A 17182-nucleotide genomic window follows, 5' to 3' on the forward strand; every position below is an offset into this window, starting at 1 on the left:
TCTATGCCTTCAGTGCCGCCAGCAACTCCTTCTCCCTGGCCGGGCTGAGGCCTGCCTTGCGCTCGCGGTCCAGGCCGAGCTCGCGCTCCCAGGCGAGGGTGTCCTCGACGAACTCCCGGCGGGACCGGTGGGTGAGGCCGGCCGCGGCCGCCGCCGCGCAACTGCGGGACGACCAGCCCTCGTAGCCCGGCTCGGTCAGCCACATCGCCAACGAGTCCGGCCCCATGTACTGCTCGACCTTCTGCTCCTCGAGCCACTCCCGCGGCGCGAGCACCACCGGCCCGGTGTGACCGCCGACCTCGCGCATCAACTCGATCCACTCGCCGAACGGCACCACCGGTCCGAACGTGTCGAACGTCCCTGTGCGCCCCTCGGTCGCGTTGTCCAGCAGCCATCCGGCGAGGTCCCGTACGTCGATCACCGCCGTCGCCAGCTCGGGCGTGTCGGGCACCAGCAACGGCTCCTCGGGCGCCCGCGCCGCCCGCGCGACCCACGCACCCGCGCGATCGCTGCGGTCCCCAGGCCCGCCGATCAGCCCGGCGCGCGCGATCACCAGCCGATCCCCGACCGCCTCACGCGATGCGAGCTCACACGCGACCTTCGCCTCGCCGTACAGCTCCCGATCGGCCACGTCGTCCGCGGTCGGCTCCCGCAGCGCCGCGGTCTCGTCCGCGCCGGGCGTGTCGTACTTCTCGTACGCGTTGCACGAGGACACGTACGTCCAGTGCTTGGCGCGGGCACCGAACGCGGCCAGCGCGCCCTTCACGAAACCCGGCTGCCACGAGACCTCGAACACCGCGTCCCAGTCCTGTGCAGGCACTGCGTCGTACGCGTCCGGATTACTGCGATCGGCCGCGACCAGCGTTGCGCCGTCGGCGATCGTGCCGCTCTCGCCACGGGCCACACAGGTCACCGAGTGGCCGCGCGCGATCGCCTGCGTCGCGATCTCCCGACCGAGCCACGCCGTACCGCCGAGGATCAGAATCTCCATGCGGGCCAGCCAATCAGGCCCGGCCGACAATTCCCAGGCACCTCTGCCGAGGGCAGAAACTCCCGTGCGTGATTCGTTGCCCTCGTCACGTCACCGTAATCGACGTCCCCTTGCCAGGCAGGCGATCCAGGAGGACTGTCGAACCAGCAAGACGCCCAGGGGTGGGTGTCTGTGGAAACAGGGGGAAGGTATGGCTGGATTCGTTCAGATCATCGAGTACCGGACGTCGAAGCCGGACGAGGTCGCGGCACTGTTGGCGGACTACCAAGCGAAACGCGAGGCCGAGGCCGAGGGGCCGACCCCGAGCCGCGGCATGAGCTGCGCCGACCGTGACGAGCCGGGGCGCTACTTCTCGATCATCGAGTTCGACTCGTACGAGGAGGCGATGGAGAACTCGCAGCGCGCCGACACCACCGAGTTCGCCGAGCAGATGATGGCGCTGTGCGACGGGCCCAGCAAGTTCTACAACCTCGACCAGATGGCTCTGATGGAGTACCGCTGATCCTCAGGTACGGCGTACGCCGGCTCGCCCGGGCGTACGCCGTACCGAGGTGACCGATGCCGGGAGGGGGGTCAGCCGGCACCGGTGGATCGGGATCTCAGCGGTACGACGACCTGGTGGACGGCGGCGCGGCGCCGTACGACCCGAGGTCGCGGTCGGAGTGCAGCGGGTCGGGGTCCTGTGGCTCGGGCGCGGAGTGCAGATCCGGCCACGGCCGGGGCGGGAGGGACTCGCGGGGCGGCAGCTGGAGGTCGGGATCGGGACCCTTTTCGGGGTCGAGCCACTCGACCGTCGTGGCCCCGCCGTGCCCGTGGATCGCGACGACGGAGTCGATACCGTCCCAGACGGTCGTGGTCGGGTAGTCGCCGTACCAGCGGAGCGCGACCGAGCCGTCGGTGAACTGCACACCCTCGGCGACGGGTCCGGTGCCGCTGACACCGGAGACATCTTGATGACGGATCAGCCGGAAGCGACGGGAGCTCATTTCGGCGTTACCTCCCACAGCCGCTCCCCCGGCAGCTTCCGTTCCGGTCCTGGATCGTGGTCCGGAACCGGGTCACTGGTCACCCGCAACCCGGCGAACCTGCGCGACATGGCCGCGGCGTACCGCTCGGCCAGCTCTGCTTCGGCCCGGTAGTCGGCGACCACATGGTCCCCGAACCAGACTCGCACCCGACGACGCTCCACCCGGACCGCGGCCGGGTGCGGATCACCACCGTCGGACATCTCAATACACCCGGCGCCCACTCGAGCCGGATCCCATCAGCGACCTCGCATGACAACCCTTCACGGCAATCACTTCCACTTCCCTGTGGGGATGGGTTCACAGGTAGTGACGGACCACCGGAGCGATCATGACGCGAGTTGGAAGAAAGTTTTTTGGGCCTGCCCGGGAGGGGCCGGCGCGGTCAGCTCTTGACCGCGCCGGCGATTCCTTCGACGAAAGTGCGCTGCAGGAACAGAAAGACGACCACGATCGGTACGACGCTGATGCAGGCAGCCGCGGCCAGGCCGGTCCAGTCGGTGGTGTCCTGACCGTAGAACCCGTACATCCCGACACCGAGCGTCCGCAGGTCCGGGTTGCCGAGAGTGAACACCAGCGGGATGAAGAACGCGTTCCACGCGCCGATGAAGTTCAGCAGCGCGACCGTGCCGATGACAGGCTTGGCGAGCGGCAGCATGACCTGCCAGTACGTGCGCAGGTACCCGGCGCCGTCCATCCGCGCCGCCTCCTCCAGCTCCTTCGGGATCCCACTGAAGAAGCCCATGAAGAGCAGCACGGGTACGACGAGCGCCGGCCCCGCCTGGGCCAGCGCCGCGCCGAGCAGCCCGTTGCCGAGGCCGAGACCGTTCACCAGGACGAACGTCGGGATGATCGTGTACCCGTGCGGGATGAACATGGTCGCGACCAGTACCGCGACCAGCACCTTCTTCCCGGGCAGCCCGGGCCGCGACAACGCATACCCGGCCGCCGACGCGACCAGCAGTACCAGGACGACGACCGCGATCGAGAACGTCACGGTGTTCGCCGTGTAGGTACTGAACTTCGCCGTCGTCCACGCCCGCCGGAAATTGTCCAGAGTGGCGTGGTCGGGCAGCAGCGAGAGGCCGCCGAGCAGCATCTCCTTCGGCGTCTTGAACGCGGCCGAGATCATCCAGACGAACGGATACACCCAGACCAGGCACAGCGGGACGAGCAGCAGGTGCCAGACGTTGCGCCGCAGCAGCCGGTTCACGAGCCCACCCGCCGCCGCATGAAGGGTGCCTGAAGCAACGTCACGACCAGCGTCAGCAGGCCGAACACCACACCGGCCGCCGACGCGAACCCGTACCGCGGCGCCTGCAACGACGGGTCGAACGCATACCGATAGATGTACGTCGGTACGACGTCCGTCGCGTAATCCGGTCCGCCTTCGGTCACCGCCCGCACCAGGTCGAACGTGTTCAGGCTGCGCTGGAACACGAGCAGCAGGATGACGATCGCGATCGGCATGACGACCGGCAACGTGACGAACCGCAGCGACCGCCAGAACCCGGCGCCGTCGATCGCGGCCGCCTCCTGCAGGTCCTTCGGCACGGTCTGCAGTGCCGCGAGCCAGTAGATCAAGGTGATCCCGAACCCCTTCCAGACGTCGATCGAGAGCAGGGTCGGCAGCGCGATCGACGTACTGCCGAGGAAGTTGACCGGTTGGTCGATCAGCCCGGAGTCGAGCAGGATCCGGTTCACCAGGCCGCCGGCCGGGTCGAGCAGGATCGCGATCACGATGCCGATCACGGCGGTCGTCGCCACGACCGGCAGGAACAGCACGAGCCGGTACAGGTTGCGGAACCGCAGCCAGGAGTTGTTGAGCAGGATCGCCAGGACCAGCGCGAGCGGCAGCTCGACGAAGATCGCGGCCAGCGAAAACACGAAGGAGTGCCAGAACGCCCGCCAGAAAGCGTCTGACGCCAGAACCTCGCGGAAGTTGGCCAGCCCGACCCAGTCGGCCGGCGAGCCCACCCCGTCCCAGTCGAAGAACGCGTACCACCAGCTCGCGATCATCGGCCAGACCGTGAACCCGCCGAAGAGCAGTACCAAGGGGATCAGGAACACGTAGCTCCACAGATGCCTGCGGAACGCGCCCCGCCCCCGGCGCGGGCGTTCCGGGACCGGCGCCTTCCGGACCACGCGCTCGATCGTCGTCGTCATCCGGTCAGCCTCCCGGCGTGAAGTCCTTCAACGGGTCCCAGCCCGCGAAGGTCAGATCCTTGGCCGACCCTTCCTGCCCCTTCGCGGCCAGATCGGCCGACGTCTTGTCCAGGAAGGTCTGCAGGTCCTTGTCCAGCTGCGCGGCGGCCGGGGCGAACGGCTGGTTCTTCACGATCGAACTGACCGCGGCGTCGGTGTACTTCAGGTCCGGCTTCGCCGCGAGCGCCTGGGTGATCGCCTGACCGCCCTTGCTCGCCAGTGCCGGGTTCGGCGCACGGCGCAGGGTCTCCGCGGCCACCTTCAGGATCGCGGCCTGGTCCGGGTTCTTCTCCGCTTCGGCCTTCCAGGCCCCTTCGAGCGCGGTCAGCGTGCCGAACTTCTGGTAGTACGCCTTGTGGAAGGCGTCCGACGCGAGAAAGTCCATCACCTTCCAGCTCTCCGCCTTGTGCGCGGACTGCGACGACATCGACCACAGCGGGCTGAACGACTTGTTCCGCGCCAGGTAGGCGCCCCGCCCGGCGGCCGGCACCGGCAGTCCGGTGATGCCGAGTTTGATCTCCGGCGACAGCTTCCGAACCTCGGCCACGTGCCACGGCGGGGTCGGATACATCGCGAGCTTGCCGGCCGCGAACTCCTTGAACGCGCGGCTGCCGTCCCAGCTCTCCCAGCCCGGCATCATCACCTTGGCGGCCTGCATCCGCCGGTGCAGCTCGACGGCCTCGACCAGCCCCGGGCTCGACGTCGCGGGCTTACCGGTACGGAAGTCGATGCCGCTGGCCGCAACGGAGTACGGAACGGCAGTGCCGGCGAGCATCTCGGCCGCGGGTGCCTTGGCCGCGGTCGGCGCATACCCGAAGTACTTGCCGTGGCCGTCGGCGGTGATCTTGGCCGCCATCCGCTCGAGGTCGGCCCAGGTCTTCGGCGGGCCGTCGAAACCGGACTTCTTCAACAGGTCCTCGTTGTAGAGGAAGACCCGCAGCGACGACCACGGCCCCCACACCAGCGGGAGGCTCATCAGTTTGCCGTCCCGGTGCAGGCCGGACGTGGCCGGATCCATGCTCCCCTCGGGGAACCGCTTCAGGAACTCCGGCGTGACGAACTCGTCCAGCGGCGCTACCCAGCCACGCGCGGCCATCCGATCCATGCCGTCGTCCTGGGCCCGGAACACATCTGGTGCGCGGTTCTGCTGGAACATCAGCTCGACGGCGTTCAGCTGCTGGTCGGACGGATTCTCCACCACCTTGACCGCGATACCGGGGTTGGCCTTCTCGAACTCGTCGAACTGCTGCCGGTAGAACTCGCTCGCGCCGGGCGGGTCCGGGACGAGGGCCACGGTGACGGTGACCTTGTCGGCGGCGCTGCCCGAGTCGGAGCTGCCGCCGACAAGGTTGCACCCCGACAGGGCGAGCGCCACCGCGCAGGTGAGCACGGTGAGGGCAGGGCGGATCTTCATGATCGGCTCCGTTGGTCGAGGCGCCCAGGTGGCGCCGTGAGCTGGGGATCGGTGGGGCCGTGGTGGCCCAGGTGCGAGTTGATGGCGTCGGCGGTCTCCACCACCAGGCGGGACAGTTCGTGCTCCCGGGTGGCGAGGTCGACGGCGCTGGACGGGCCGGACAGTGAGAGGGCGCCGACGACGTGGCCGGAGCGGTCGCGGAGTGGGGCGGCCAGGCACGATCGGCTGAGCGAGAGTTCCTCGGTTTCGGTCGAGTAGCCCTGCCAGGCCACCTGGTCGATCGCCGCGTCGAGGAGGTCGTGGTCGGTGATGGTGCGTGGCGTGTACCGCTCGAGCTCCCCCAGCAACGCGCGGCGGTCGTCGACACCGAGCAGCAGGCATTTGCCGAGCGCGGTGGCGTGCAGTGGGTTCCGCCGCCCGGTGAGCGAGAACGCCCTGGGCGCCAGCCGTCCCTCGAAGTTGCACAGGTAGTAGGCCTCGTGCCCCCGCCGTACGGCGACATTCGCGCCGAGCCCGGTCGCCGCGGCGAGTGATTGGGCCGGCTGGCGGGCCGCGTGGTGCACGGGATGACCGTTCACGGCCACGCCGGCCAGGGTGATCAGCTCGGCGCCGAGACGGTACTGACCGTCGGCGTCGCGCTCGACGAAAGCGGCCGACTCGAGGGTGCTGAGCAGCCGCGACGCGGTGGACTGGCGAAGGCCGGCCAGGTTCGCGACCTCCGTGACCCGCAGGCTCCCGGTCACCGCAAAGGCACGCAGTACGGCGACAGCACGCTCGACGCTGCGGTTCGACCCTGCCTCCGGCGCCACGGGCACTCCTGGGTTTCGACGGTGAATGATGGACGGATACATCCACTATGTGGCAGCCTTACGCACATGATGGATCTCGTCAAGCATCTATCGGATGCCGAATGCTGAACACTGAGAGTCCGCCCACCGTCGAGGGACTGGTTCCGATCCTGGCCACGCCGTTCGGCCCGGACGGCAGCCTCGATCTGCCCGGTCTGCGCCGCCTGACCGAGTTCCAGCTCGCGAGCGGCGTGCACGGAGTCGCCGTCCTCGGGATGGCCAGCGAGGCGTTCGCGCTGACCGCCGACGAGCGCCGCCTGGTCACGCGCGAGGCGGTCCGCGTGGTCGCGAACGCCGTACCGGTGGTCGTCGGGGTGGCGGCGACGTCGACGGTGACGGCTGTCGAGCAGGCCGCGGAGGCAGCGGCCGCCGGCGCCACCGCGGTGATGGTGCTGCCGCCGTACATGGTTCTGCCGAGCCCGGCGCAGTTGCCCGCGTTCTATGCGGAGGTCGCCGCGGTCGGGATCGAGGTGATGGTGCAGGACGCGCCAGGAGTCACAGGCGTGGCCATGTCGCCGCTGCAGATCGCGGAGCTCGCGACCGTGCCGGGCGTCACCTCGGTCAAGGTCGAGGCCCCGCCGACCGCACCCAAGGTCGCAGCCGTCGTCGACCGGATCTCACAGCCCGGCTTCGTGGTCCTCGGTGGGCAGAACGCGCAGTTCCTTCTCGACGAACTCGCCGCCGGCGCAGTCGGCACGATGCCCGCCTGCGAGATCCCGGATCTCCTCGCTCCGGTGGTCAACGACTGGCGCGCCGGGCGGTACGACGACGCGCGCGCACGGTTCGACCTGCTGCTACCGCTGCTCGTCTACGGGCTCCAGTCCGGGATCGCCTGGGCCGTGCACAAGGAAGTCCTGGTCTCCCGCGGCCTGATCGATCACGCCACGGTCCGGGTGCCGGCGCGTGCCCTCGACGCTCGCGCGAAGGCAGGCCTGACCGCGATACTCGACCGGCTGGACCTTCCTGCTGCATCCGCTCCGTTGACCGGGATCCACTGATGCCTACGATCACCGACGTACAGGTCTTTCCGCTGGCGCTCGCAGAGCCACGCAGCTACAGCACGAAACCGCCTTGGCCGAGCATCTACGGCTCAGCGCGCGAGGCCTTGCTCGTACGACTCACCGCCGACGACGGGTCGATCGGCTGGGGTGAAGCGCTCGCACCGGTCGCTCCGGAAGTGCCGGCGAAGATCATCGAACTCCTGCTGAAGCCCGCGTTGCTAGGCGCCGATCCGACCCGGGTCCGGCCGCTCGTCGCCGCGCTGCGGGCGCTGATGCGCGAACGCGGTCACCTCGGCGGGCATCAGGGCGACGCGATCGCCGCGATCGACGTGGCGTTGTGGGACCTGGCCGGACGGATCGCCGGCGTACCGGTGCATCAACTGCTCGGCGGTGCTCAGCGTGACGTCGTGCCGACGTACGTGTCCGGTCTTCAGGGCAAGAAGGACAGCGAGCGGGTCGCGTATGCCAGGGACTGGGTGGACCAGGGTGTGCGGCAGGTGAAGATCGGGCTCGGGTACGGCGTACGCGAGGACCTGGCCACGGTCGAGGCTCTGCGGGCGGTGCATGACGACCTGCAGATCGCGATCGACGTGCACGGTGTGTACGACGTACCTCAGGCTGTGCGGCTCGGGCGTGGACTCGACGAACTGGGCGCGTGGTTCTTCGAGGCGCCGGTCGGGTTCGAGGACGTGACCGGGCATGCGGAGCTCGCGGGCCGGATCGACACTCCGGTGGCGATCGGGGAGAGTCTGCGGCATCGGCAGGAGTTCCGTCCGTGGCTGGAAGGGCGGGCCGCGGCCATTCTGCAGCCTGACGTCGGGCGGACCGGGATCACCGAGACCATCGACCTCGCGGCGGTGGCCGAGACCTGGTTCGTGCCGTTGGCGCCGCACCACTCCTCCGGGCTCGGCGTCGTCATGGCCGCCAGCATCCATGCGTCCGCGGCGATCGGGAACCTCGTCGCGTACGAGTTCCATCCGACGCTCTTCGACCCGGTGAACGTCGTACTGACGACACCGCTCGAGCGCGGCCACCTCGGGTTCGCGGTGCCGACCGGGCCGGGGCTGGGCGTGGAGGTCGACGAGGACGCCGTACGCGCGGCGTGCATCAAGTGACTGCTGATCCGGCCGCGGCCGGGCGAGGGGCCACCCGCCGGGCGCTCGTGATCGGGGCGACGACGCCGATCGGGGCCGCGATCCTAGCGGCGCTAGCGGCCGACGGCTGCCGGGTCGCGGGAGTGTCGCTGGAGGACGATCCGGTCGACGGCCTCGACCTCCGGCTGACGGCGGACTGCTCGGATCCCACGGCAGCGACCGAGGTGGTCGATCGGGTCGCGGCGGAGTTCGGCGGTCTGGACGTACTGGTGACGGCGGCCGGGCGGATGCCGCTCGTGCCGGCGCATCGGACCAGCGACGTGCAGTGGCGCGACGCCTTGTCGAACACACTCGACACCGTCTTCTTCCCTGTGCGGGCCGCTCTGCCGCACTTGGTGGCCAGCGATGCGGGCGCGATCGTCGCGGTCTCGTCCGTGAACACGTTGGTGGCCGCGCCATGGGCTGCGGCGTACACGGCCGCCAAGGGTGGAGTGGATGCGCTCGTTCGTCAGCTCGCGGTCGAGTATGCGAACCGTGGGGTGCGGGTGAACGCCGTCGCGCCCGGGATGGTCGGTGGCGAGAAGTTGCCGGATGCATCCACCGGGTATCCGCTGGGCCGCACCATCCAGGCTCGCGAGGTCGCGGACGCGGTCGCGTTCCTTGCCGGGCCGCGCGCCTCCGCGATCACCGGCGTGGTTCTGCCGGTCGATGGTGGGCTGTCCGTGCTGTCGCCTGCGGTGGTCGGGCGGGCCGATCTCCAGGCGAGACTGCAGGCCGACTGATGGAGCTCACGGGCCGTACGGCGATTCTCTATCGGTGGCTCGACTGGCCGCTGCGGTTGGCGCTCGTCTCCGTGCTGTGGATCCTAGGCGTTGTGGCGGGCGCTGTCGTGGTTGGGATCGCGCCTTCGACTCTCGCTGCTCATCGAGTGATCTCGACATCTTTCGATGCGCCCGTCTGGTCGACGTTCTGGTCCGGGTGGCGCGAGTGGCTCGTGCGTGGACAGGTGGTCCTAGGGTTGCCGTTGGCAACGGTATGGGTGTTGGGGTTCTATCTCACGGTGGCGCGTCAGACCGTGATGGCGGTGCCGTTGTCCCTTGTTCTATTGGGGTATCTGGTCACGCTGTGGCTGCTCCCAGCCGTCGCGGTCGCCGCCGAGTCCCGCCGTACGACGGAAATCTGGCTCCTCACGATCCACGTCGCGTGGCGTCGTCCCGTCGTACCCGTGGCCGCTGCGATCGTGCTGCTCGCGGCCGGCGTGGGCGCGTGGTACGTCGTACCGGCAGCGCTCCTGTTCGGTCCAGCGGCGGCTGCGCTGGGTGCGGTGCTGGTCAGCTCACGGCTGCTGACGCGTGGTACCCCAGACCTGACGAGATCTGGTCAGCCTGTTCGATGACCTGCATGGCGAGCGACTCCTCCCGGGCGGCGAGGTCCATCGCCGACAGTGGGCCGGAGACGGAGAGGGCGGCGACGATCGCGCCGGTCCGGTCGCGTACGGGCGCGGCGAGGCAGGCACGGCCGAACGCCAGCTCCTCCACCTCGAGGGCGTACCCGCGCTCGCGGACCTCGCGGAGGAGCTTGTCGAGCGCGGTGTGATCGGTCACGGTGTGCGGGGTGTAGCGCGCCAGGTCGTCGCCGAGCAGGTCCTTCAGCTCCGCCTTCGGGAGCTCGCTGATCAGGGCCTTGCCCATCGCGGTCGCATGCAGGGGCCCACGCCGGCCTACCAACGTGGACGATCGGCCGGCGGCGCGGCCCTCGAAGTGGCACAGGTAGAACAGCTCGGCGCCGCGGCGCTCGGCGACGTTCGCGCCGAGGTTCAGGTCGGCGGCCAGGTTCTGCGCCACCTGACGGGACTGCTGGTGAACCGGCAGCTCGTTCAGGCCGATGCCGGCCAGGGTGATCACCTTCGGGCCGATCCCGTACAGCCCACTGCGCTGGTCGTACGCCAGGAACCCCAGCGCCACCAACGCCCCCACCAACCGCGACACCGTCGACTGCCCCAGCCCCGTCGCCTCCACCAACTCCGACACCCGCCGCTGCGGATGCGCCTCGGTGAACTCCGACAACAACGACAAGGCCCGCTCGACACTCTGCGTCCCCGGCCCCGCCTCCCGACCGACCGCACGCGCCACGGAACTCACCTCTCACCCTGAATTATGGTTCCCTCATCCGTATCGTAGATCCCCACACCCCCACGACCCCACCAAACACCCCGAGCACCGCCGGATCCCCGGCAACTCGACAGGTAGTACACCAACGAGACACCGTACGCACGCACACGTTCACGCCCACGTGCACTACCCCACCACCAACACCCCCTGTCGAGCTGCACGTCAACTGATGATCCAGCTCCGCCAGGTGTCGATGTCCTCGACGTCGGGGGTAATCGGCGGGTCGAAGGTGTGCGTGCCGGCACCGGGAAGGTGGGCCGACACCAACGTGTCGAGGTTATGGACGAGCAGCACAGGTACGTCGGGGCGCGCGGTGACGAGATCGCCGAAGATCGCCGTGGTCTCGCGCAGCTGCCACTCCTCGTCCTTCGTGCCGACGAGCCAGATACTGAGATCGATGGGGTACCGATCGATCGCCTGGATCTCGTCCGGTTCCGGATCTACGACGGCGAACCCGTTCGGACGGACCCGCACAGCCACCGTCCCCGCTGCGGTCCGCGTCGTGCGCCGGAACAGGCGTTCGTCGTCCTTCAGGTCGGCATCCACGACAGGTTCCAGCTCGAGTACGTCGGCCAACCACTCGGCCACCTCTGCAACAGAATCACCCGCAGCCACGAAAACGTTGTCGCTCGTCGACATCACCGCTCCTTCCTGAAGGTGACCATTCGCCCGTCACCGAGAATGACATGAACTACCGCATCGACGGACTTGCCGGGCTGGCCGCACGCCTTCCGGAATCCCCGCAGGGCCGCCGCCTCGTCCAGATCGACCTTCCGGCCGTCGATGAAGACCTCGCCTGCGGCGCCGACCTGGTCGCAGGCTTCGTTGATATTGCGCTTCACCGATGACAACGAAGCCCGATCCAAGGTCTTGAACTCGACAACTACCCCGTCCGCGGATCCGTTCCTGCGCAGGGTCGCGTCCGGGTTCTTCTGCTTGTGGATCGTGTGGTTCTCCGGACGAGCGTCAACGCGCCAGCCCTGCAGCTCAAGGAAATCCGCGAGCTCGCGCTCCTTCGGCACGAAGCGGTTCGCAGGGTCTTGCACTCCCGGTGCGAAGTCACGGCCGATCGGGCGCAGATCCAAAGCAGGATCGAAGTCCAGGTCCTTTGTTGGGAGGTCTGGGAGGTCGATGTCGACGATGAGTGGGGGGGGGGGGGGGTGCTCGGGGTAGTCGAAGGTGGCTTCGATGTGGTCTGTGGTGATGGTGAGGGTGGCGTGTTGCCATTGCTGGTCTTCGGCGTCGGCCATGGAGTCGAGGAGGAGCTGCACGGCTTCGGTGAGGTCGGTTTCGATCTCGAAGTCGCGGGTGAGGCGCTCGGCGCGCTTCTCCTCTTCCTTCTCGTCCGGTTCTTCGAACTCGGGAGCCTCGTCGGACTCCGGTGCGAATTCGAAGTCGCGGGTGAGGCGGTCCGCGCGTTTCTGCTCTTCCTTCTTGTCGGGTTCTTCGAAGATCACCTCGCCGGTTTCGGTGACCGTGATTTCGAGTTCCAGGAGGTTTTCGTCGTCGCGTTCCTGGTCGTCCTCGTCCTTCTCGTGGGCCTTGCGGTATTTCTCGAAGGCCTTGCGGGCGACCGTGACCAGCGGCGGCTCGTTGTCCTCAGCAACTTCCAGGTCGTCGTACGTCGCGGTGAGACGTCTCGTGCGGACCTGGACGTCACCGGTGCCGCTGGTCGACTTGTTGCGGTCCGCGGAGTCGGACGAAGGGCGATTGGTCGACGGTCCCGCCGTACCGACCAGGCCCTCGGCCCAGCCGCGTGCTTTCGGCGGCGCCATCGACAGGAAGTGCGCAGCTGCTTCACACGCACGCGCCGCGGCGTCGAGCTGCTGTGCGGCGACCGTTGCCTGACCGCGGGATGCGATCAGCGCTACCTGTGCGTTCTCCCGGCAGCGCGCCGCCGTACGCAGGAGTTGGTCGACGACGCGGGGGATCTCGTCGAAGCAGTCGACCAGGCCGCGGGCAACCCGCTGCAGCTCGGACGGCACCTTGATGACTCGAGCGTCAGATCTGGTCGGCGTAGTTCTTGCAGCCGGCGGACGCGATCTCCAGCGCCTCGGCAGCCTGTTCGACGGCCTTGCTCGCGGCCTCCAGGATCTCGGTGATGTCGCGGTCGATGCCGGTGGCGGTCCCCGCGATCAGGCTCTCCACCAACTGACTGTGCTGCGTGAACCGGAGCTTGAACCCGGCCAGGCCACCCGCTGCCTGCTTGGCCTCCATGGAGACCTGGTGCAGCTGTTCCTTGAGCCGCAGTACGTCGGACACCTCAACCCACTCCCAAATCTAGTTGCGCTTCTTCGGCAGCACGATCGCCGTACCCGCCACGACGACCGGGACCACGATCCCGAGCCACCACGGCAGACCGGCCGACATCGCGACGACGACGATCACCGCACCGCTCCAGCCCCACCAGCGCGCGCCGGGCAGCCGTGGCAGTCCGAGCACTCGCGACGCGGCCAGCATCGTGACGGCGGCGATCGCCGCAGCCTCGACACCGGCCAGGAACGATCCGCTGAGCACCCACACCAGCACGAACCCGACCAGCGCCAGGACCGCGCTGATGGTACGCCGCTTGCGCTGCTCCTGGAGCGCCCGGGCCGTCGTCCGCAGTTCCTCCAGTTGGTCGACCGACTCGGCGAGCTGCTTGGTGATCCGCTCGGCGACCGTCTCGATGTCGTTGAGCGCGCGGATCTCTGGCAGCGAGTGGTTCGCCCGCTTCCCCTCCGCGGGGAGCCCGGCCCGCTGCAGACTCTCCGCTGCCTTGTCGGCGAGCGAGTTCAGCCGCGTCTGCAGCTTCCGTCCTCGCTCGGCCATCGCATCAGCCTCGGCGGCCGCGGTCGCCTCGGCCTTCGACTTGTGCGCCGTCACCCGGTCCTGTGCCTGCTGCGCGTCGGCGCGCGCCATCGCGACCGTCCGCAGCGCGCGGACGTACTCGGACCACTCCTGCTCCACAGTCTTCATCGACGTACCAGCTCCACCGCGCGATCTACCTCGTCCGACCGCAGCGCGGCGAACGGTACGACGACCTGTGCCTCAGGATGCAGCCCGTCCCACAGCAAGGCCCGATGCGGTTCGGAGGCCCATCGCACCAGCGGACCCGCCACTGCGCGTACGCCGTCCTGAGGGTGCCGGAGGAACAGGTGGGTCGCCACGTTCGCCCGCCCGTACCCGAGCTGCTCGGTGCACACGTGCAGCCGGTTCCACCACCCGAACGTGGTGAGGCCCTGCGCCGGCCCGTCCCGCACGATGTCCTGCAACGCGTTCGCCGGGCTCTCGAAGAACCCCTCGGCATGCAACTGCATCCGCGGTACGCCGTGGAACCCGAAACCGATCAGGTACGTCCCGCCGGCCTCCCCGTTCCGCATCGCGTCCCGCAGCGCGAACAGTCGCGGCGCGATGTCGTCGTGCTTGTCCACGGTCTCGACCTCGCACCCGAGCTGCCGCAGCACGTGCACCAGCGCATCCTTGCCCTCGGCAACGGAAGGCGCCGAGTCCGTACCGTCCACGAAGAGGAACCGCGGCGGTTCCACAGCTGATGCGGCCGTCGACACCGCCAGCCCGGTCAGTACGCCGAGCGCATCCGGCGGACTGTCGCCCAGCACGAGTACGCCGGCACCGGGCTCCGGCCGTACCTCGACGGAAACCGGCTCCTCCGTCACCGCGATCGGCAACCCGGTCCACGGCCGCCCCAACTCGGGCTTCACCGCCGTTGCCGTGTCCGTCAACCGCGCCGGCTCGGCCAGATGGAACACCCGCGGCGGATGCACCGCCGTACCCGCGCGCGTCCACAGCTCCCGCCGCAGCGAGTCCAGCACGAGCTTGTCCGCGTAGCTCACGAGCACGTGCTGGTTGTCGTCCGGCGACCCGAAGTTCGCGTTCAGCACCGCCTCACCGCGGAACTGCAGCTCGGCCGCCGCCGTGTTCCCGCTGCGCAGAATCGCCTGCGAATCGGCCGGCGTCGTTTTCAGCGCGATCCGGTACGGCACCTGTCCGAAGATCGAGTCCCGCCGCGTCGACAGCCGCTTCACGCCTTCGATCGTCTGCGTCGCCAGTACGACGTGAACGCCGTACGCGCGTCCCAGCCGGACCAACCGCTCGAGCAGCTTGGCCGCCTCGTCCGCCAACTCGTCGTCGTCCTCGAGCAGCACCTGGAACTCGTCCAATACGACGAGGATCCGCGGCGGCCGATCCGGACCCGGAGGCAGCTCCGCGATGTCCGCCACATTGCCGTGCGACTTGAAGATCTCGCTGCGCCGCGCGAGCTCGTCCGACAGATGACGCAGTACGGCGAGACCGAACGCGCGATCGCTATGGACGCCGAGCACGCGGATCTGCGGCAGCCAGTGCGGCCGGTCCGGACCGGGCCCGAGCGCCGAGAACTCGACACCGTGCTTGAAGTCGAGCAGGTACATCTCCAGGTCGGCCGGGGAGTAGCGCGCGGCGAGACCGTGGATCAGCACGAGCAGGAGGTTCGACTTGCCCTGGCCGACCGCGCCGCCGACGAGCACGTGCGGCAGGGCCGGGTTGCCGCTGCGCAACCGCACCAGCGCCGGCGTGCGGTCGTCGTACCCGATGACCGTCCCGACCTCGTCTTTGACCGGCTGCCACCAGGTCGAGCGGTCCGGCAGCGTCCTGTCGAAGTCGATGGTCGGGAGTACGGCGATCTCCGCCTGCTCGGCGATCACGTCACAGATGCCCGCGGCAACGGTCGCGTCGAACGGCGGATCGAGCCGGGCCGGCGGCAGCTGCGCGACCTCGACCCGGTCGTTGACGATGGCCACCGGATTGAGGAGATCGAGCAACTGTTTCGAGTCGACGTCGAGCTCGGCCGCCGTCGACGCGTCGTAGTGGACCAGGAAGCAGATCCCACGCTTACCCGCGGTCGCGGCCAGCCGGAGCAGGTCCCGCTGAGCAAGCGTGTCGATCCCGAACGGGTAGTCGAACAGGACGACGATCCGGTAGGGATCGGTGACCTGTCCGGTCTCCTTCAGGAGATCTTCGAAGCGCTCGTGCCCGAGCTGCGCCTGCCGGCTCGCGCGCAGCGACGACACGTCGACCAGGCCGGACAGGACGGTGTGCAGCTGCTCCGCGGTGTGTGTTGCCCTGGGCACCAATTGCGGGTACTTGGTGGTCAGGTGACCGAGGAGCCCCATCATCCCGGTCAGCTTCGGATCGAACGCGTCGATGCGGAGCCGGAACGGTTCAGCCGCCGCCACGAGCCGCATCGCGACGCTTTGCAGCAGACGGCGCGCGGACTCGTTGCGGTCGCCGGTGACCTTCCAGCCGTTGGTGCGGAGCAGCGGCGCGACCACCGGCGTACCGGCGTCCAGCTCGCCGACCCGCACGTATGCCGGGACGCCTGCGCCGACCAGTTGACGCGAACGCCAGCGGGCGTCGTTCGGCGGGATCGACGCCAGGCCCGGTGCGAGCCGGTCCGCGAGCAGCCGCGCTTTGGGCTCGGCGTCGGACAACGCCTCGGCGGTCTTCGCGTCGACCAGCGACCGCGACTCACGCCGGGCGGTGGCGGTCTGCTCCTGCAGTTGACGATGCAGCTTCACGGCGCGCTGATGCTCGCCGTACGTCAGCCGCCGTGCGTTGTCCAGCAACTGCCCCAACGCGTGCTGCAAACCGCGGATCCGCGCTTCCAGGAGCTCCGGTGCGGCCGGTCCCCCGTCAGGCTTCTCCGTCACGAGCATCGTCCTTCCACACTTGCCCCGCGACCGTACTCATTGCCTGGTGTAACCATGTCACACCAGTGGCCCCAGTGGTCACTCCAGGTATCAGTAGTCTCACCTGCTAATCAGGAGCGACGATCTCGAGCTCGTAGCCGTCGGTGTTGGAGAGGAAGGCGGCGTAATGCTGCGGGCCGCCGGCATACGGATGGCGGTCGGCGAACATCAGCGTCCAGCCGTGCTCGGCGGCTTCCGCGACGATGCTGTCGACCTCGGCCCGGCCGGCCGCGTTCAGCGCCAGGTGGTTCATCCCCGGACGCATCCGGTCGTGCTCGGCGGCCGACATCGCCGGGCTCTGCTCGACGACGACGTAACAGCCGTCCGGGGCGGTCCAGGTCATCCCGCCCGGCCAGCCGTCACCGTCCTTCCAGCCCAGCCGGTTGAGGACCCAGCCCCAGCTCGTTACCGCCCGGGACAGGTCCGGGACCCAGATCTCGATGTGATGCACCGCGGCAGCCATCGGAGCATTATCTGTGCTCGGCGTGATGGTGCGACACGGCCGTCGAGATTCCTGCCGCGATCGCGCCGGAAAGCAGCAGCCAGACCAGTGCGGCGAGCAGCCACGGCCACCACGGCCGGACCTGCGCGGCCTCGGCGACGGCCTTGCCGAACAATCCACCGGCAGGCGCGAAGACGAGCACGAGCACCAACCGTGCGAACCTCGTCTCCCTGGTCATTTCTTTAGTGTGCGAGACAGCCGCCGA

At 68.8% G+C, this 17182-nt stretch carries 20 protein-coding genes and 1 pseudogene; 6 read left to right on the forward strand and 15 right to left on the reverse strand.

Annotated elements, in window-relative coordinates; translation table 11 throughout:
- Window position 1 precedes the first annotated feature (1 nt).
- Window positions 2–991, reverse strand: a complete 990-nt coding sequence (locus E0H45_RS22185) for an NAD-dependent epimerase/dehydratase family protein (RefSeq protein WP_131340141.1) — start codon at window positions 989–991, stop codon at window positions 2–4.
- Between the two features lie 190 nt (window positions 992–1181).
- On the opposite strand from E0H45_RS22185, the gene E0H45_RS22190 reads away from it, so the two are divergent.
- Entirely contained in the window at window positions 1182–1493 is a 312-nt protein-coding gene (locus tag E0H45_RS22190) for a hypothetical protein (RefSeq protein WP_131340143.1), read from the forward strand.
- 97 nt (window positions 1494–1590) lie between these two features.
- Here E0H45_RS22190 and E0H45_RS22195 read toward each other — a convergent pair whose 3' ends face one another.
- From E0H45_RS22195 to E0H45_RS22220, 6 genes are all read right to left on the reverse strand, one after another.
- Window positions 1591–1977, reverse strand: coding sequence for a hypothetical protein (locus E0H45_RS22195; protein ID WP_238155143.1), 387 nt, complete (start codon window positions 1975–1977; stop codon window positions 1591–1593).
- Window positions 1974–2219, reverse strand: coding sequence for a hypothetical protein (locus E0H45_RS22200; protein WP_131340145.1), 246 nt, complete (start codon window positions 2217–2219; stop codon window positions 1974–1976). The genes E0H45_RS22195 and E0H45_RS22200 overlap by 4 nt, the downstream gene beginning before the upstream one ends.
- A 182-nt stretch (window positions 2220–2401) precedes the next feature.
- Window positions 2402–3229 (reverse strand): carbohydrate ABC transporter permease, encoded by an 828-nt coding sequence (locus tag E0H45_RS22205; RefSeq protein ID WP_238155144.1) that lies wholly within the window; start codon window positions 3227–3229, stop codon window positions 2402–2404.
- Complete coding sequence (locus E0H45_RS22210; RefSeq protein WP_131340147.1) at window positions 3226–4182, reverse strand: carbohydrate ABC transporter permease; 957 nt, start codon at window positions 4180–4182, stop codon at window positions 3226–3228. The genes E0H45_RS22205 and E0H45_RS22210 overlap by 4 nt, the downstream gene beginning before the upstream one ends.
- 4 nt (window positions 4183–4186) lie before the next feature.
- On the reverse strand, window positions 4187–5635 hold the full coding sequence (locus E0H45_RS22215) for an ABC transporter substrate-binding protein (protein WP_131340149.1): 1449 nt from the start codon (window positions 5633–5635) through the stop codon (window positions 4187–4189).
- The gene (locus E0H45_RS22220; protein ID WP_131340151.1) at window positions 5632–6444 is read right to left on the reverse strand and encodes an IclR family transcriptional regulator; all 813 of its coding nucleotides are present in this window, start codon (window positions 6442–6444) and stop codon (window positions 5632–5634) included. The genes E0H45_RS22215 and E0H45_RS22220 overlap by 4 nt, the downstream gene beginning before the upstream one ends.
- Window positions 6445–6545: 101 nt before the next feature.
- Between E0H45_RS22220 and E0H45_RS22225 the strand changes: the two genes are divergently transcribed.
- The 5 genes and pseudogenes from E0H45_RS22225 (at window position 6546) to E0H45_RS43305 (ending at window position 9974) form a co-directional block, all read left to right on the forward strand.
- Entirely contained in the window at window positions 6546–7481 is a 936-nt protein-coding gene (locus E0H45_RS22225; protein ID WP_131340153.1) for a dihydrodipicolinate synthase family protein, read from the forward strand.
- On the forward strand, window positions 7481–8599 hold the full coding sequence (locus E0H45_RS22230) for a mandelate racemase/muconate lactonizing enzyme family protein (RefSeq protein ID WP_131340155.1): 1119 nt from the start codon (window positions 7481–7483) through the stop codon (window positions 8597–8599). Before E0H45_RS22225 ends, E0H45_RS22230 begins: the two co-directional genes overlap by 1 nt.
- Window positions 8596–9360, forward strand: a complete 765-nt coding sequence (locus E0H45_RS22235; RefSeq protein ID WP_202872436.1) for an SDR family NAD(P)-dependent oxidoreductase — start codon at window positions 8596–8598, stop codon at window positions 9358–9360. Before E0H45_RS22230 ends, E0H45_RS22235 begins: the two co-directional genes overlap by 4 nt.
- Window positions 9360–9611: pseudogene (locus E0H45_RS43890) on the forward strand (DUF624 domain-containing protein); the annotation flags it as partial. The gene E0H45_RS22235 and the pseudogene E0H45_RS43890, both read left to right, overlap by 1 nt.
- Before the next feature lie 27 nt (window positions 9612–9638).
- Complete coding sequence (locus E0H45_RS43305; protein WP_238155145.1) at window positions 9639–9974, forward strand: hypothetical protein; 336 nt, start codon at window positions 9639–9641, stop codon at window positions 9972–9974.
- Here the strand turns inward: E0H45_RS43305 and E0H45_RS22245 are convergent.
- The 8 genes from E0H45_RS22245 to E0H45_RS22280 form a co-directional block, all read right to left on the reverse strand.
- Window positions 9910–10710, reverse strand: coding sequence for an IclR family transcriptional regulator (locus E0H45_RS22245; RefSeq protein ID WP_131340161.1), 801 nt, complete (start codon window positions 10708–10710; stop codon window positions 9910–9912). The genes E0H45_RS43305 and E0H45_RS22245 overlap by 65 nt on opposite strands.
- Window positions 10711–10911: 201 nt before the next feature.
- On the reverse strand, window positions 10912–11388 hold the full coding sequence (locus E0H45_RS22250) for a hypothetical protein (RefSeq protein WP_131340163.1): 477 nt from the start codon (window positions 11386–11388) through the stop codon (window positions 10912–10914).
- A complete protein-coding gene (locus tag E0H45_RS22255) occupies window positions 11388–12734 on the reverse strand; it encodes a hypothetical protein (RefSeq protein ID WP_131340165.1) in 1347 nt (448 codons plus the stop codon). Before E0H45_RS22255 ends, E0H45_RS22250 begins: the two co-directional genes overlap by 1 nt.
- Before the next feature lie 16 nt (window positions 12735–12750).
- Complete coding sequence (locus E0H45_RS22260; RefSeq protein ID WP_130388988.1) at window positions 12751–13011, reverse strand: hypothetical protein; 261 nt, start codon at window positions 13009–13011, stop codon at window positions 12751–12753.
- Between the two features lie 18 nt (window positions 13012–13029).
- The gene (locus tag E0H45_RS22265; protein WP_131340167.1) at window positions 13030–13707 is read right to left on the reverse strand and encodes a MerR family transcriptional regulator; all 678 of its coding nucleotides are present in this window, start codon (window positions 13705–13707) and stop codon (window positions 13030–13032) included.
- A complete protein-coding gene (locus E0H45_RS22270; RefSeq protein WP_238155146.1) occupies window positions 13704–16436 on the reverse strand; it encodes an FtsK/SpoIIIE domain-containing protein in 2733 nt (910 codons plus the stop codon). Before E0H45_RS22270 ends, E0H45_RS22265 begins: the two co-directional genes overlap by 4 nt.
- A gap of 106 nt (window positions 16437–16542) precedes the next feature.
- Complete coding sequence (locus tag E0H45_RS22275) at window positions 16543–16938, reverse strand: VOC family protein (protein WP_131340171.1); 396 nt, start codon at window positions 16936–16938, stop codon at window positions 16543–16545.
- Between the two features lie 7 nt (window positions 16939–16945).
- On the reverse strand, window positions 16946–17155 hold the full coding sequence (locus tag E0H45_RS22280) for a hypothetical protein (RefSeq protein ID WP_130388993.1): 210 nt from the start codon (window positions 17153–17155) through the stop codon (window positions 16946–16948).
- Window positions 17156–17182: the final 27 nt, after the last annotated feature.

Source organism: Kribbella soli (assembly GCF_004331345.1).
GTDB classification, from domain to species: Bacteria; Actinomycetota; Actinomycetes; order Propionibacteriales; family Kribbellaceae; genus Kribbella; species Kribbella soli.

Coding starts and splice junctions, on each gene's coding strand:
- E0H45_RS22190 (WP_131340143.1), top strand. CDS start 1,182: ATGGCTGGATTCGTTCAGATCATCGAGTACCGGACGTCGAAGCCGGAC.
- E0H45_RS22250 (WP_131340163.1), bottom strand. CDS start 11,388: ATGTCGACGAGCGACAACGTTTTCGTGGCTGCGGGTGATTCTGTTGCA.
- E0H45_RS22280 (WP_130388993.1), bottom strand. CDS start 17,155: ATGACCAGGGAGACGAGGTTCGCACGGTTGGTGCTCGTGCTCGTCTTC.
- E0H45_RS22195 (WP_238155143.1), bottom strand. CDS start 1,977: ATGAGCTCCCGTCGCTTCCGGCTGATCCGTCATCAAGATGTCTCCGGT.
- E0H45_RS22225 (WP_131340153.1), top strand. CDS start 6,546: ATGCTGAACACTGAGAGTCCGCCCACCGTCGAGGGACTGGTTCCGATC.
- E0H45_RS22215 (WP_131340149.1), bottom strand. CDS start 5,635: ATGAAGATCCGCCCTGCCCTCACCGTGCTCACCTGCGCGGTGGCGCTC.
- E0H45_RS22265 (WP_131340167.1), bottom strand. CDS start 13,707: ATGAAGACTGTGGAGCAGGAGTGGTCCGAGTACGTCCGCGCGCTGCGG.
- E0H45_RS22275 (WP_131340171.1), bottom strand. CDS start 16,938: ATGGCTGCCGCGGTGCATCACATCGAGATCTGGGTCCCGGACCTGTCC.
- E0H45_RS22185 (WP_131340141.1), bottom strand. CDS start 991: ATGGAGATTCTGATCCTCGGCGGTACGGCGTGGCTCGGTCGGGAGATC.
- E0H45_RS22210 (WP_131340147.1), bottom strand. CDS start 4,182: ATGACGACGACGATCGAGCGCGTGGTCCGGAAGGCGCCGGTCCCGGAA.
- E0H45_RS22200 (WP_131340145.1), bottom strand. CDS start 2,219: ATGTCCGACGGTGGTGATCCGCACCCGGCCGCGGTCCGGGTGGAGCGT.
- E0H45_RS22230 (WP_131340155.1), top strand. CDS start 7,481: ATGCCTACGATCACCGACGTACAGGTCTTTCCGCTGGCGCTCGCAGAG.